Source organism: Arthrobacter sp. 7Tela_A1 (assembly GCF_049311065.1).
In the GTDB taxonomy this organism is placed as follows: domain Bacteria; phylum Actinomycetota; class Actinomycetes; order Actinomycetales; family Micrococcaceae; genus Arthrobacter_B.
This window is the reverse complement of sequence record NZ_JAXIOO010000058.1, coordinates 1-14,809: the sequence shown is the minus strand read 5'-3', so window position 1 is coordinate 14,809 and position 14,809 is coordinate 1. Positions and strand designations below refer to the sequence as shown.

The 14,809-nt window shown below is 65.9% G+C and carries 14 protein-coding genes; 5 read left to right on the top strand and 9 right to left on the bottom strand.

Annotated features, from left to right (window positions below; all coding sequences use genetic code 11):
* Nucleotides 1-38 precede the first annotated feature (38 nt).
* From TVB01_RS16015 to TVB01_RS15990, 6 genes are all read right to left on the bottom strand, one after another.
* On the bottom strand, nucleotides 39-1,019 hold the full coding sequence (locus TVB01_RS16015) for a permease prefix domain 1-containing protein (RefSeq protein ID WP_422456902.1): 981 nt from the start codon (nucleotides 1,017-1,019) through the stop codon (nucleotides 39-41).
* On the bottom strand, nucleotides 1,016-1,354 hold the full coding sequence (locus TVB01_RS16010) for a PadR family transcriptional regulator (protein ID WP_422456901.1): 339 nt from the start codon (nucleotides 1,352-1,354) through the stop codon (nucleotides 1,016-1,018). Before TVB01_RS16010 ends, TVB01_RS16015 begins: the two co-directional genes overlap by 4 nt.
* Nucleotides 1,355-1,460: 106 nt before the next feature.
* Complete coding sequence (locus TVB01_RS16005; protein ID WP_422456900.1) at nucleotides 1,461-3,611, bottom strand: xanthine dehydrogenase family protein molybdopterin-binding subunit; 2,151 nt, start codon at nucleotides 3,609-3,611, stop codon at nucleotides 1,461-1,463.
* Nucleotides 3,604-4,629, bottom strand: coding sequence for an FAD binding domain-containing protein (locus TVB01_RS16000; RefSeq protein WP_422456899.1), 1,026 nt, complete (start codon nucleotides 4,627-4,629; stop codon nucleotides 3,604-3,606). Before TVB01_RS16000 ends, TVB01_RS16005 begins: the two co-directional genes overlap by 8 nt.
* Entirely contained in the window at nucleotides 4,626-5,231 is a 606-nt protein-coding gene (locus TVB01_RS15995; protein ID WP_422456898.1) for a (2Fe-2S)-binding protein, read from the bottom strand. The genes TVB01_RS16000 and TVB01_RS15995 overlap by 4 nt, the downstream gene beginning before the upstream one ends.
* Nucleotides 5,232-5,333: 102 nt before the next feature.
* Nucleotides 5,334-5,951 carry a GyrI-like domain-containing protein gene (locus TVB01_RS15990; RefSeq protein WP_422456897.1) on the bottom strand — a complete coding sequence of 206 codons (618 nt, stop codon included), beginning with the start codon at nucleotides 5,949-5,951 and terminating at the stop codon, nucleotides 5,334-5,336.
* 124 nt (nucleotides 5,952-6,075) lie between these two features.
* Between TVB01_RS15990 and TVB01_RS15985 the strand changes: the two genes are divergently transcribed.
* Nucleotides 6,076-6,780, top strand: coding sequence for an NUDIX hydrolase (locus TVB01_RS15985; protein WP_422456896.1), 705 nt, complete (start codon nucleotides 6,076-6,078; stop codon nucleotides 6,778-6,780).
* On the opposite strand, the gene TVB01_RS15980 is transcribed toward TVB01_RS15985, so the two are convergent.
* The 3 genes from TVB01_RS15980 to TVB01_RS15970 all read right to left on the bottom strand — a co-directional run bounded on the left by TVB01_RS15980 (nucleotide 6,777) and on the right by TVB01_RS15970 (nucleotide 9,036).
* Nucleotides 6,777-8,030, bottom strand: coding sequence for an MFS transporter (locus TVB01_RS15980; RefSeq protein WP_422456895.1), 1,254 nt, complete (start codon nucleotides 8,028-8,030; stop codon nucleotides 6,777-6,779). The two genes, TVB01_RS15985 and TVB01_RS15980, sit on opposite strands and share 4 nt — an antisense overlap.
* A gap of 160 nt (nucleotides 8,031-8,190) precedes the next feature.
* Nucleotides 8,191-8,445, bottom strand: coding sequence for a hypothetical protein (locus tag TVB01_RS15975; RefSeq protein ID WP_422456894.1), 255 nt, complete (start codon nucleotides 8,443-8,445; stop codon nucleotides 8,191-8,193).
* 93 nt (nucleotides 8,446-8,538) lie between these two features.
* On the bottom strand, nucleotides 8,539-9,036 hold the full coding sequence (locus TVB01_RS15970; RefSeq protein WP_422456893.1) for a MarR family winged helix-turn-helix transcriptional regulator: 498 nt from the start codon (nucleotides 9,034-9,036) through the stop codon (nucleotides 8,539-8,541).
* 167 nt (nucleotides 9,037-9,203) lie between these two features.
* On the opposite strand from TVB01_RS15970, the gene TVB01_RS15965 reads away from it, so the two are divergent.
* The 4 genes from TVB01_RS15965 (at nucleotide 9,204) to TVB01_RS15950 (ending at nucleotide 14,735) form a co-directional block, all read left to right on the top strand.
* Nucleotides 9,204-9,452 (top strand): hypothetical protein, encoded by a 249-nt coding sequence (locus tag TVB01_RS15965; protein WP_422456892.1) that lies wholly within the window; start codon nucleotides 9,204-9,206, stop codon nucleotides 9,450-9,452.
* A 142-nt stretch (nucleotides 9,453-9,594) separates the two neighbouring features.
* On the top strand, nucleotides 9,595-10,494 hold the full coding sequence (locus tag TVB01_RS15960) for an alpha/beta fold hydrolase (protein ID WP_422456891.1): 900 nt from the start codon (nucleotides 9,595-9,597) through the stop codon (nucleotides 10,492-10,494).
* The gene (locus TVB01_RS15955) at nucleotides 10,491-10,922 is read left to right on the top strand and encodes a MarR family winged helix-turn-helix transcriptional regulator (protein WP_422456890.1); all 432 of its coding nucleotides are present in this window, start codon (nucleotides 10,491-10,493) and stop codon (nucleotides 10,920-10,922) included. Before TVB01_RS15960 ends, TVB01_RS15955 begins: the two co-directional genes overlap by 4 nt.
* Nucleotides 10,923-11,084: 162 nt before the next feature.
* A complete protein-coding gene (locus TVB01_RS15950) occupies nucleotides 11,085-14,735 on the top strand; it encodes a DUF5979 domain-containing protein (protein WP_422456889.1) in 3,651 nt (1,216 codons plus the stop codon).
* Nucleotides 14,736-14,809: the final 74 nt, after the last annotated feature.

Genomic DNA, 14,809 nt, shown 5'->3' with positions numbered 1-14,809 from the left:
GCCCGGGAATCATTCCCGGGCGGCGCCGTCGTGGTTGGCTACCGGACGTCAGCTGGAACCGGTGCCGGCCGGTTGGACTTCCAGGCCTTGAGGAATCCGTCCCCGATATCCCACAGGCTGATAAACAGGACCAGCGCAGCCGTGATGCCGGCGATCCAGGTCGAAGCGTCCGCACCCCAGTCCACACTGGACAGGAAGGTCCAGTCGAAGACCCGGTCCGTGGCCAGCAGCCAGAGCACCGGAACCATAAAGGCCAGCGCCAGAACGGCATTGACCACCGCGAAGGCAGAGGTCCACCGTCCGGCCAGATACAGCACGACGGCGAACCCCGCCTCGATGACCAGCAGGACGATCACGTACGGAAGCCAGAAATTCCAGAGGCTTTCCTGCAGGACCAGCACCGGTTCCCCGTTCAGGTACAGCAGCGACCCGATCCGCTGCCAGAGCAGCAGGCCAATGAAGAAGGCAACCAGCACTACCGTGGCGATGGTGTCGCCGAGGGAAACCTGGGACTTCCGTGGAACCTGGGGCAGCATGGCGGGGGACCACGGCTGCAGGCCCAGGTCCTTCCGGCGGGTCCCGTTGAACTGGATGATCGCGAAGGTCAGCGTGACCCAGAAGCCGATGTGCACCAGGACGTTGACCGCGGTGCCGATCGCTGCGCCGAAGGCCCCGGCAGGCTCGCCGGGATCGAGGGCCATCCGCACCACGACCGAGCCGACGAAGGACAGCGGCGTGAGAATGATGGCAAGGGTTTTCAGCAGCCGCCACCAGTCGAGGAACAGGTCCGGGCCAATGAGGTACAGCGGCCGGCCGCTGTACTGGGCAGCCAGGCGGGCCGGATCTCCGAGTTCGGTGAGTACCGCGGCTTCGGCGTCGGCAGGTGCCTGTCCGCCCTCCACCCGCGCTTCGACGTCGTCGGTGATGGAGCCGCGGAGTTCCCGCTCGATGTCGCCGCGCTGGCCTTCCGGGATGGAGCGCAGGGCGGCGAAGACATAACGGTCAGTGAGAGTACTCATGATGCATTTCCTTCGTTGAGCTGACGGATGGAGGCGTGGAGCGCTTCCCAGTCCTTCAGCAGTGCGTCTAGGAGCTCGGTGCCCTGCTCGCTGGTGGTGTAGAACTTGCGCGGACGCGCCTCTTCGGTGTCCCAGGAGCTGGTGAGCAGTCCCTGCTTTTCAAGGCGGCGCAGCAGCGGGTAGAGGGTGTTGGCTTCAACGGCGAACCCGGCCTGCTCCAGTGCTTCAAGCAGGCCGTAGCCGTAGCCGGGTTGTTTGAGGATGGAGAGGCAGGCCAGCACCACGGTTCCGCGACGCAGTTCCTGGAGATGTCCACCCAGCAGTTCTTGGTCCATGACTCACACTATGGTGTGTCACGCACACTAATGCAATAGGCAGACCAAAAGATCCGCCCCGGGCCGCAAGGTGTGCGGACCGGGGCGGGTTGGGGTGTGCCCGGGCTTAGGCCAGGAATTTGTCCGGTGTCAGGGGTAGTTCCCGCACCCGGATGCCCGTGGCGTTGTAGGCCGCATTCACGACGGCGGCCGCTGCGCCCACAATGCCGATCTCGCCAATGCCGCGGGCACCGAGTTTTCCGGCATGGGGATCATCGTCCTCGATCCACAACGCCTCCATGTCCAGGACGTCTGCATTCGTGGGCACGTGGTACTCCGCAAGGTCGTGGTTCACGAAGATCCCGAACCTGGGATCCATCACGCTCTGCTCATGCAGTGCCATGCCGAGCCCCATGGTCATACCGCCCAGGAACTGTGAACGAGCCGTCGACGGGTTGATGATCCGCCCCGCGGAAAAGACTCCGAGCATTCGCGCTACCCGTACTTCGCCGGTGTCGGCATTAACGTGTACCTCGGCAAAGTGCGCGCCGAAGGACTGGAGCGTGAATTCTTCTGCGGCGGGATTCTTCGGCGGGGATGCTTCGGACTGTGCACCGGGGGAGGGCGAGTCGCCATGGTCGGCGCGGAACGCGTCGGCGGCGGCGATGATGGTTCCGCCCCAGCTTGCGGTCCCCGAGGATCCTCCGGCCACGCTGGCCAGCGGGAGCGAGCTGTCGCCGATTTCCAGCCGGATCCGGTCCAGCGGGACGTCGAGGGCGTCGGCGGCGATCTGTGACAGCACGGTCCAGGCGCCGGTGCCGATGTCCGCCGCACCGATTTGCACCGTGTAGACGCCGGCGCTGTCCAGCCCGCCCTCCGCAGCTGCTGCCCGCCCGGCGGAGACACCGGCACCCGGGCCGGTTCCGGCGTCGTACCGGATGCGCGCCTTGTTGCCCGGCTGGGCCATGAACGGATAGGTGGCGCTCGCGACGCCCAGGCCCTGCCACCAGCCGTCCACCAGCCGACGGCGGGGGAGCGGGCTGCGCGCATCCCAGCCAAAGTGCCGGGCGCCCAGCTTCAGGCACTCCGCCAGATGCCGCGAGGCGAAGGGCTTGCCCGTCTCCGGGTCCGTCTGCGTGTCATTGTCCAGCCGCAGCTGCAGGGGATCGGCGCCGACAGCCTCCGCGAGCTCGTCCATGGCGACTTCCGGGCCGAACATGCCCGGGCATTCCCCCGGGGCACGCATCCAGGAGTTCACCGGGATGTCCAGTTTCGCCAGCCGGGTTGTGGTGGACCGGGCCGGGGCGGCGTACATCATCCGGATGGGAGCGGGGGTCTGTTCAGCGAACTCCTTGGTGGCCGAGGTCTGCTCCACCACGTCCAGGGAAAGCCCGCGCAGGGTTCCCTTACCGTCCGCAGCCAGCCGGACCTTCTGGATGGTTGGGGTGCGGTAGCCGGCCAGGGAGAACATCTGCTGCCTGGTGAGGGCGAACCTCACCGGCCGCCCCTCGGCGCTGAGCGCAGCCAGCCCGGCCAGCACCACGTTGGCGTGGGGCATGCCCTTGGATCCGAAACCGCCCCCGACATAAGGGGAGATGACCCGGACCTGTTCCTCCGCCAGCCCGAAGACCGGCGCCAGCGTCCCCTTGACCACATGCGAACCTTGGGTGGAGTCGCAGAGCGTCAGTGTCTGGCCGTCCCATTCGGCAGTGGTGGCGTGCGGTTCCATGGGATTGTTGTGCTCCGCCGGGGTGCTGTACGTCGCCTCGACCACAACCTCCGCGCCGGCGAACGCTGCGTCGATATCACCGGAGCTGCTGTCGGGTTCGATTCCCGTATTCAGCTCTTCTGGCCGGTACAGCAGCGGATCATCCGGGTCCAGTACTGCCCGGTGCGGCCGTTCTTCATATTCCAGGACGACGGCGGCCGCGGCCTCCCGGGCGGACTCGGGCGTCTCCGCCAGCACGGCCGCCACGAACTGCCCCCGGAAGCCAACCTCTGGCCCCTGCAGCACTGCCAGTTCCTTGTCCTCGGTGCTGGCCAGCCGCGGAGCATTCAGGTGCGTGAGCACGGCGGTGACGCCGTCGACGGCTTCCGCCGCGGAGGTATCCACCGCGGTGATCCGGCCGCGGGCGATGGTGGACAGGACCGGGAAGAGGTACAGCGGGTTCGCCGCGGGCTGTTCGTAGGCGTATGGAGCCGTGCCGGTCACCTTGAGGATCCCGTCGAGGCGCTCGGTGCCCAGGCCTATCTCGCGGGCCGGCAGAAGTTCAGTCATTGCTGGTGTCCTCCATGTCGGATCCGAGGCCGGTGAGCCCGCGCAGTACCGAAACCAACGTGTTGCGGAGCATAGGGATCTTGAACGCGTTTCCGCTCAGCGGTTCAGCTGCCGCAAGTTCCGCGTCGGCGGCCTGCCGGAACACGTCGTCGCCGGGAACCGCGCCCGCGAGTACCTCTTCGGCTGCTCGCGCCCGCCAGGGCATAGGGGCCACCCCGCCGAAGGCGATGCGTGCCTCACGGATCCGGTGCCCGCCCGGGCCCGTTTCGACGTCGACTGCCGCCGCCACCGAAACCAGGGCGAACGCGTAGGAGGCCCGGTCGCGGACCTTGCGGTACACCGAGTTGGCTGCGTACGGAACGGCAGGAAGCTCCACCGCGGTAATGAGCTCTCCGTGGCCCAGGCCGGTGTCCTGTTCCGGAGTGTCCCCGGGGAGCCGGTAGAACTTGGAGATCGGAATCCGGCGCTCGCCGCCGGGTCCCAGGACAACAACGACGGCGTCCAGGGCGGTCATGGCGACAGCCATGTCGGAGGGGTGCGTGGCCACGCAGTGCTCGGAGGCGCCAAGGACGGCCAGGTTGCGGTTGTAGCCCTCCAAGGCTGAGCATCCGGTGCCGGGCTCGCGTTTGTTGCAGGGAGTGGTGATGTTCTGGAAGTACACACACCGGGTGCGCTGCAGCAGGTTCCCGCCCGTCGTCGCCAGGTTGCGCAGCTGGCCGGACGCTCCGTTCAGGAGGGCCTGCGAGAGCAGCGGATAACGGCTGCGGATGAGGGCATTGGCAGCGAGGTCGGAGTTGCGCACGTTGGTTCCCACCAGCAGTCCGCCGTCGCCGGTTTCGGTGACCTTGTCCAGCGGCAAACGGCTGATATCAACCATCAGGCCGGTCTCCGTGACACCGAGTTTCAGGCGGTCCACGAGGTTGGTTCCGCCAGCCAGGAACGCTGCGTCAGGACGCTCGGCGACGGCGGTGACGGCTGCTGCGGGGTCTTCGGCGCGCTGGTAGTCGAAGGGCTTCACTGATGGTCCTCCCGGTGAGCGGGCATCCCCTCGGCTGTGGGTGACCCAGTGATTTCTGCGTCGGGCACCTGCTGCGCCGGGCCTGCCTCATGCTCGAAGTCCGCGCTCCGGCGGACAGCCGCGAGGATGTTTGCGTAGGCACCGCAACGGCAGATGTTTCCACTCATGCGCTCGCGGATCTCCTCATCCGTCAGGTCCACGGCACCATCGGACCCAGGCTTGGTGACCGATGACGGATGCCCGGCGGCAGCTTCTTCGATGACGGCCGCGGCGGAGCAGATCTGGCCCGGCGTGCAGTACCCGCACTGGAACGCGTCTTCCGCCAGGAACGCCTGCTGTACCGGATGCAGGGTCCCGCCGCCGGCGAGGCCTTCAGCGGTGACGATCTCGGCGCCGTCGTGCGCCACCGCCAGTGCCAGGCAGGAGTTCGCGCGCCTGCCGTCCAGCAGCACCGTGCAGCTGCCACACTGGCCGTGGTCGCAGCCTTTCTTGGGGCTGGTGATTCCCAGCCTGTCCCGCAGCGCATCGAGGACGGTTGTGCGGGTGTCAACGGCCAGCTGCCGCTGACGGCCGTCCACCTGCAGGCTGATCTGTTTTTCCACGAAGGCATACCCCCAACGAATCGACAGTAGGCTTAGAAACTATCGGCAGTTTGCAGGAGGAAACAACACCTTTGATGGGGATGTTGCAAATGTGAACGCAGGCTAGCTGGTCCGGCGCACCGGCTGCCGCAGGATCGTCCGCAGCTTTTCCGGGGCGGTACGGCGCGGATCCCCCAAGTAGACCTCGTGATGGTCTCCGTTGAAGTCCAGCCCGTTCCCAGGCATGAATTCGTGATGCAGGCGGGCCAGCAACGGAGCCTCGTCGTCGTAGGATCCCACGTGCAGAACCTGTACGGAGAGACCTTCGGACAGGGAGATCCACTGCACTTTGTCCACGGCAGCAAGGCCCTTTTTGGTCCGTGCCTCGTCCACCGCCGCCGCGAGCATGTCCGGCGTGATCCACTCCGGCTGGCTGATGAGCATGGTCCAGTCCCAGGAGTCTTTGTTCCCGCCGGCGAAATCCGCCGGATCGTCCGCCCGCCACAGACCCTCCAGCGGTCCGACGACGGCGTCGCGCCCCAGGGTGCGCTTCGCCGTGAACTTCAGGGTGTACGCCACGGAGTAGAGGGCCTCGACGGCAGCGGCGTAGTCCGGGGACGTATTCGGATTCCCGTGGCCGTCCATGGCGATAAAGTCCTGGCGGGGAACGTCCACAAGCGCGAACTCCCTGCCGGCTAAGTAGAGACGGCGCTCGGTCTTCTTGATATCGAACTTGTCCATGTCTGGAACTGCCTTTCCGATCCTCCAGCAAAGCCTCCGCCGTTCTCCATGGCAACCCCGGGCCGCGGTCTTCCCGGGGTTCGGTACGATCCAAGCTGGGCAATCTTCAGGGAGCAGGGACACGATGACATTGGTTGGAACGGCCGCGACGGTGGTGCTGCTGCGCGACGGCGCGGAGGGGCTGGAGGTCCTGCTCCTTGAGAGGCCGCGCCATACCGGGACTTTTGCCGGCGCCTGGGTATTCCCCGGCGGCAGGGTGGATCCGGAGGATTATGAGGCCGCTGGCCTGCCGCGCCCCGAAGAATCCGCCGAAAACCGGCACCTGGAGGCCGACCTCGCTGCAGCCCGGATTGCCGGAGTCCGCGAAACAGCGGAAGAAACCGCGCTGGAGCTCGCTCCCGGCTCACTGGTGGACCTGTCCTGCTGGGTTCCGCCGCTGCAGGCGCCCAAGAGGCTGCGGACCTGGTTCTTCCTGGCTGCTTATCCGGGAGGCGAGGTGCGCCTCAATCCCGGCGAGCTGATCGATTACGCATGGCTTGCGCCGGTCGATGCCCTGCAGCTGCACCGCGGCGGCAAAATGCTCCTGGTCGCTCCGACCTTCGTCACGTTGACGCTGTTGCAGCAGTTCCAGGACGTTGCGGCCGCCGTGGAGCATGCTGCCGGCGCGGCACCGGAGACCTTCAGCAGTCGCCTGCTGGACGGGTACGAACCGGACGCCGTCATTGCCTGGCACGGCGATGAACAGTACCCCGCTGAAGGTGCCGGGCAACCCGGAGACCGGCACCGCCTGGTGATGCGCGGCAGCGACTGGCGCTACGAGCGGACCTAGGTTCCGGCCGGTTCAGCGGGCCGCTGCCGGGGCTGCTCGGGAAGAACGCGGTCGCGGCCGGCGAGGAACGCCATCGCACAGCTCAGCCCCATAATGCCGGCGCTGACCGCCAGCGGGACGGTCCAGCCTCCGCTGAGATCGTAAAGGAAGCCAAAGAGTACCGGGCCGGCGGCTCCGATGGCGTAGCCAACAGACTGCGCCATGCCGGAGAGAGCAGCCGCCTGCACGTGGTTGGTGGTCCGCAGGCTAAACAGGGACAGGGCCGTGACAATCATGCTGCCGCAGCCCGAAGCACTGACAACCACCCACACCAGGGACAGCCCGGGTGCAGCCAGCAGCCCGAGGAACCCGGCCATGGCGAGCAGGCTGCCCACCATGCCCAGCAGCCGCTGGTCGGCAAAACGCCCCAGGACCGCACCGGTCAGCAGGGAGGAAACGGTGCCGACCACCAGGAACGCGGAGACGTGCAGCCCGGAGACGGTCTCCGAGATGCCCTGGTCCCGTTCAATGCTGGGCAGCCAGGTGGTCACCACAAAGAACCCCACAGACTGAAAGCCCATGAACAAGGTCACCTGCCAGCCCAGCAGTGTCTTCCAGGGGGAGCGGAACCGCACCGGCGCGGACGGCTCCTTTGCCGCCGGTCCGGAGGCGCCGCCGTCGTCCGTCCCGCGTTTCAGGCCCGGGAGAAGTATGGCCATGGCAATCAGCGCCAGCCCGGCCCAAAGGCCCAGCGCCAGGCGCCAGCCGGAACCGGGGATCAGGGAAACCGGGACGACGACGGCGGCGCCCAGGGCGGTGACGAGGCTTTGGGCGGCAATATAGAGGCCCGTGAGCTGGCTGACCTTCCCGGGGAAATCACGCTTGATCAGGGAGGGAAGCAGGACGTTGAGGAAGGCAATTGCGATACCGATGAGGACGGTGCCGGTCCAGAGTGCGGCGGGAAGGGGTGTGGACCGGAAAACGGTGCCGGCTGCAAGAAGCGCCAGCGAGAGCCAGAGGGCGCGGTCCAATCCGGTTCGAAGGGCGATGGCCGGAGCGAGCGGGGAAAAGAGCGCAAACGCGATGAGCGGCAGTCCGGTGAGGAGGCCGGATTGTGCGCTGCTGAAATCGAATTCGCGGCCAATGTCTGCGAGCAGCGGCCCCACCGAAACGAAGGCGACCCGCAGATTGACCCCGATGAGGAGGACTCCGGTGAGAGCCAGGCCCACGCGTACCGGAGGCGTGGACCTTGCCCGGCTCGAAACTGTCACTCTTATCCCCCGCCCGCCGAATCTGTGTTCCAAGTCACGTTAGCGCGAGCAGGGGCAATGGTGTAGCCAGCGTGTTTTATGACGGTTTGCGCCGGCTGCCGGCTGCGAAGCAGGAGTGCGTCCGTGTGCAGTGTTCCGTGGATACTGCACAGCTGGATGCTTACGGGGTGGGTGCGGAGCCCTCGGCTGAGATTCGCTCGACCTCTTCGGTGGTCAGGCCGGCGACGGCGGCGATGCTCCCCGTCTCAAGGCCATCGCTGACGGCGGACTGCACGAGGTCGGTAAGGACCTGTTCGGCGCGGTCCACGGCCCACTGCTGTGCCTCCAGGTTTGAGGCAGCCATGGCGAGGGTGGAGAGGTGCTCCTCGTCCGGCGCAGGGCAAGAGGGGTCCTGCTGTGGATCTGTGACGTTCATGGGGACTGTGTCCTTCGATAGGTAGGCTAGCAACTAGCTAGGCAGACTATTTATAAACCGAGTTGCCTTCCTTGTACAGTTTGGAGACTTATCCTACCTGTCGTCCTCCAGTGCCCGGGTCATTTCCTGCAGGAAGCGGGTAATGATTACGGCCTGCTCGGGGGTCAGTCTTTCAGCGGTATCCAGCATCTTTCGGTGCATTGCACCCAAGGTTTCGCGGACCTCATGGTCTGCGTTCTCTGTGGGAATGATCTCCAATGCACGCCGGTCCGTCGGGTGGGGCCGCCGGATCAGGTAGCCCCCCTTCTGCAGGCGGTCAATCAGGGCCGTGGTGGACGCTGTGGAGATATTCAGGACGCGGGACAGGTCCTTGGGGCCAATGGAACGGCCGGCTTGGCGGGCCTGCATGACGAAGCGGATGGCCAGCAGGTCCGTCTCATTCATGCGCATCGAATCGCGGGTGCGGCGCCGCATGGCAGCCTCGGCTGCGCGGTACGCGCGGAGTGCATTGAGTACGTCGACGCCGCCGGCGGTCTCAGGTGCCTGGCTGTACCAGTAGCCGGCGCCTGTGGGGTTCGCGGTTTCAGGCATGCGCACAAGTCTAGCCCAGCGGAATACTAGCCTTCCTATTTACTCAGGCAATATTTCAGCGGCAGGTAAGCAGGCTGATGATCTACGCTGTTAATCCAGCCAATACCGGTAGGCGGCGTCGAGCATGCCGTCCGGTAACGACGCAAAGCTGCGAAGGAGATGCACCCATGGCCATGTCACATGAAGGTCCGGCAATTCCCGATGCGAACGAGGAAGACACCCTGGAGCAGCAGCTGCCGGCAGAGCCGGACCCCGCTGAGGACAGTGGAGCGTCGGAGGAGGTCCAGCCGCACGGAGATCCGCTGTTCCCAGCAGGATCTGAGGCGGACCGCCTGGAGCAGGCGCGCGACGGCGGTGGCCCCGACGGGGAGGAAGACTACCCGCGCGATTCCGGAGCGGAATATCCCGAGGACTAGATGCCCCGAGGACTAGAGACGGGCTGTGTGATTCCGGGCGCTGACCGGAGGGACTCAAACTCCAGCGGATGTCTGATGGGCCCGGAAAGTTCCTGAAGCCCGCCTATGGTGCCGGCACCGGGCTCCGAGTAGATTATTTCGCATGCGAAATATTGAGCTCCGGGACGTCCGGACGGAACAGGCGCAGATCGACGTCAGGAGTGGCGGCACCATCAGGGGGACGCTGCGCGTTCCCCTCGAAGGAGCCCCCCGGGCCGCGGTCGCCGTCCATCCGGCCACCGCCGTTCCGCAGCGGCTGTACAACGGATTCGCACAGTACCTGGCAGCTGAAGGATTCGCCGTCCTGTCCTACGACTACCGGGGCACCGGTGAGTCCGGTAAGGCCAGGGACAACCGCGGGCTGCGCATGCGCGACTGGATGGACGACGACGTACCGGCCGCCGCCGGCTGGCTGCGGGAACGCTATCCAGACCTTCCGCACGTCGCGGTGGGACACAGTCTGGGCGGGCACGCGCTTGCGCTGGGCAACGGCGGTGCGGACCTGCACGGCTTCATGACGGTGGCGTCCCATGCCGGGGTCTCCCGTTCCATTCCGGACCGGGCCGAGCGCGCCCGGGTGGAATTGATCCTGCGGGTTCTGGGACCTGGCTCGGCCCGGGTCCTGGGCTACGTTCCCGGACGCCGGATGGGGCTGGGCGAGGACATGCCCGCAGCCGCCATGCTGGAATGGAGCAAATGGTCCCGCACGCCGGGCTACTTCTTTGACGACCCCACCATGCATGCCCGGGAACGGACGGCCCGGGTGCGGACCAGTGTGCTGTGCATTGGCCTCGACGACGATCCCTGGGCTACACCGGCGCAGATCGGCGTGATTGCCCGGCAGCTGGTGAATGCCAAGGTTGAGATCAGGACCTACTCTCCCTCGGAAGCCGCTGTGGGGACAATCGGGCACATGGGATATTTCCGCCGCGGTCCCGGTGCCCTTCTCTGGCCCGATGCGGCGGCCTGGCTCGCTGCCCGGGCCGGGATTTCCCGGTCATGAACCCCGACGGCGGCCAGCCGCCCCGGCTGGTTTTCCTCATCCTGGAAGCGGAGCGCCGGCTGGCCCGCTGGATCAGCAACCGCGGACGTCGACGCGGCATCAGCGCTCCCGCGGCCGGGGTACTGTTCCATGTCGCTGCAGTGCCGGAAACGACCACCGGCGAAGTCGCCGCCGCGATTCACGGATCAGCCGCAGGCACCTCCGGGCTGCTGGCACGGATGGAGCAGTCCGGGCTGGTCATCCGGAAGCCCGACCCGGCAGACCGCCGGACTATCCGGGTTGCCCTTGGCCCGTCAGGCGAGGCCGCCCTGGTGGACATCCGCGGGGCCATTGACGAACTGAACGACCTGATTACTGAGGGCTTCACTGCGGAGGAACTCGCAACGGTGGCGCGCTGGCTGCGGCACGTTTCCCGCTCCGTAGGGTAGTCAGCCGGGTGAACGGAGATTTATTCGCTCCTAGGGACAGTGAGATGTACAGCCCCTCTGGTCACTGGCCGGACCGGGAGATTAGCCTCGGCGGCCAGGGGTGGTTCCAGCAGTCCCGTGTCACGCGGGACGAACCACCTGATCTCGCACCTGAGGGGAACTATGAAAACCCAGACACCTCCTGCCCGCCGGGGAACAACCCATTCGCGCCAGAGGATGAGGGGCCTGGTAGGGTCTGCCCTCGCTCTGCTGCTGCTGCTTCCTTTCGCCGGCCCGGTCCACGCGGACCTGGAACTGCCAGACCGGAACGACCCGGTCGGAATCACGGAGAGGACGGACATTGTCATTACGGCGCTGGGCGACGGGCGGGCGGTGAACGGAGCGCTGCCGCCGGTAGGGGCAACCTGGCCCATCACGTCCTATCCGACGTCGGTCCCCTCGGGGTACACCACCGAAAACGTTGATTTTGCGGGAATCATCAATACCCAGGATGCCCAGGGTACCACCAGCGCGCAGATGTATTGCATCGATTTGCGCACCAGCACACGGGTAGGGATCGGGTACGAGAACGGGACCTGGACCGAGGCCAACGTTCCCAATATCGGCTACGTGGAACGCATCCTGAACACGTACTATCCCTCCAGCAACCGGCCTGCAGCGCAGGATAACAACCGCCGTGCGGCGGCGGTCCAGGCGGCCATCTGGTTCTTTACCGATGGCTATGTCGTGCGGCCCAATGACCCCATTTATCGGCTGGCCGCGCAGGTCGTCAATGAGACGATCGCTGCTGGCCCGCAGGCCGAACCGGCCGCCCCGGATATTTCCATCACCCCCGCCACCGCGGAAGCTTCCGTCAACGGGGTCGCCGGGCCGTACACCGTCACCGCCCAGGAAGGCGCTGATATCACCGTCAGCACTGATACCGGTTTCACCCTGTACGCAGACGCCGCCGGAACGGTGCCGATCACCAATCCTGTCGCTTCCGGTACACAGGTGTGGGTGCGCAGCGACGCCGGGAACACCGGACCCGCGGATATCCTTGCCCAGGCGGCGGTGACAGTCCCCACCGGCAACGTGTACCTCTACGACAACGCCACCCCCGGAACCACCGAGGCGCAGAAGCTCATCCTGGCCGCCACCCGGACCCTGACCTCCAACGCCAACGCATCGGCGTCGTTCTTCGAGGTCGGTTCCCTGGCGGTCACGAAGACCATTGACGGCGAGGCGGCCGGCAGCCAGGGCGCAGTTGTCATAAACATCGATTGCGGACCGGGCTACCAGTTCACGTTCACTATCGATGAAGGCACCACGGAACCCACCAGCCAGACGTTTAACGAGATTCCCGTGGACTCCACCTGCACCATCACTGAGCCCACGAACGGCCAGACGGAAACCGTAGCGGTGACCACGGTCCCGCCCGACCCGGTAGCCATCACTGCCGGGACAACCGCAACCGCCACCGTCGCCAACACCTACACCTTTCTCCCGGGCACCCTGGCGGTAACCAAGACCATCGCCGGCGAGGCAGCCGGCGCCCAGGGCGAAGTGGTCATCACTGTGGTTTGCACATCCGGCGGAACCGAGGTGGTCAATGACACCATCACCATTCCGGCCAACGCCACGGAAGTCATTCCCACGGAGTACGGAGAGCTGCCGGCGGGCACCAGCTGCGAGGTCACAGAGACCAGCACCGGAGAGACCCCCAGCATTGCGGTGGAGACCATTGGAACGGGAACCGTCACCGTTCCGGCCGCCGGCAGTGTCGAAGCGGCCGTCACCAACACCTACACGTTCAGGACCGGTGTCCTGGCCGTCCGCAAGCTCATCGAGGGCGCCGCGGCCGGCCAGCAGGGCGAAGTGACACTCAGCGTGGTCTGCACCGGAGGCTCCACACTGGACACAACAATCACCATTCCGGCCGGGGCGACGGAGACGGACCCGGTGGAGTACCCCGGCCTGATCGCGGGCACCACTTGCGTAGTCACCGAAACAGCGAACGGATCCAGCACGGAGATCGGCGTCGAGACGGAATTCGATCCCGCGGGGGCTACTGTCATCATCCCTGCCGAGGACGGCGTCGAGGTCACGGTGACCAACACCTATTCGGTGAATCCCGGGTCGCTGACCGTCAGCAAGGTCATTGCGGGAGCCTTTGCGGGTCAGCAGGGCGAAGTGCAGGTGGATATCCTCTGCCGGCTCGACGACGAGACCACCTTCAGCGACTCCTTCACCATCGCGGCCGGGACCACGGCACCCACATCTCAAACCTTCGGTAATATTCCGGCCGGCAGCGAATGCGCCGTAACGGAGTCCTTGACGGGTGAGACCGAACAGATCGCGGTTGAGGTGGATCTTCCGGATTCCGTCGTCATCACGGCCGGTGGAACGGGGGCCGCCACCGTCACGAACACCTACACGGAGAAACCCGGCATCATCACGGTGTACAAGAACTTTGAAGGGCCGGCTGCCGGCAGCCAGGAGGCTGTCGAAATTCAAGTCACCTGCACCTTGGACGGAGCCACCGTTTTCGAGGAGACCTTCCAGGGCCCGGCGCAGGTGACCTCCCCGGTCTTCGGCCGCTATCTGAACGTACCGGCCGGAGCAGCCTGTGCCGTGACCGAGCTGGAGGACGGCAGCACTCCGGCCGTTCTGGTCACCACGGACCTGCCGGCCCCGTTCACCGTTCCGGCCGGCGGCGAGGTCGAAGCCACGGTGGTCAACACCTACTCCTTCGCCCCAGGCGCAATCTCGGTTGGCAAGGTGATTGAGGGTGAAGCCGCAGGAAGCCAGGAGGAGATCCAGCTGCGAACCGTCTGCATCCTGGACGGTGAAACGGTCCTGGATGAAACGTTCACCATTCCGGCGAACTCCACCGGCACTGAATCCACCGAGTACGAGGACCTGGCCGTAGGCGCCGAATGCACGGTCACCGAGACGCAGGACGGCGCAACGGAAACCATTGGCGTCAGCACCGTGCTTCCGGATCCCGTGACGATCGAGGCTGGGTCCGGAGTTGCCGTGGAGGTGACGAATACCTACTTCTTGAACCCTGGTTCGCTCAGTGTCAGCAAGGTGATCGACGGCGAAGCAGCGGGCGCACAGGATGACATTGTCCTGGGCATTACCTGCACTCTGGACGGCGAGACCGTGCTGGAGGAAACCGTCACGATTCCAGCGGGAACCACGGGCACCGAAACACAGGAATTCGAAAACCTCGCGGTGGGAACCGAATGCACCGTTGCCGAACCGGGCAACGGGGCGACAGACGCAGTCTCAGTCACCACTGTGCTGCCGGATCCGGTGACCATTGCCGCCTCCACGGTCAGCGAGGCGATCGTGAGCAACACCTACACCTTCAATCCTGGAACCCTTGTGGTCACGAAGCAGATCGCAGGTGCCGCAGCGGGCCATCAGGGCGAAGTCGTACTGAACGTCATTTGCACGGCGGACGGCGAGACCGTCCTGGATGAAACGGTCACGGTGCCGGCAGGCACAACCGGTGAAGTGACGTCCACCTACGGGAACGTGGCACCCGGATCCGAGTGCGCGGTGACGGAAACAGCAACCGGAGTTACTACGGGGCTGGAAGTGAGCTCCACGGTGCCTGACCCGGTAATCATCACGGCCGCGGCTGGTTCGGAACTTCGGGTAGTCAACACCTACACCGCAACGTCCAAGCCTGCTCCGGCCAAGAAGCGGCTTCCGTCCACTGGAGCGGAGTTCACCGGCGGATTCCTCGCCATGGGAGCGGGCTTGATCGCCCTGGGTGGAGTGGGTGTGGCTGCTGCTAACCGCCGCCGCGGCCGCAGCTAACCGCCTCGGCAGGAACTAACAGCCAGGGCAAGGCTTGAGGGGGCCCGCGCCCCCCCCCCCCCAGCGAGAGCCGC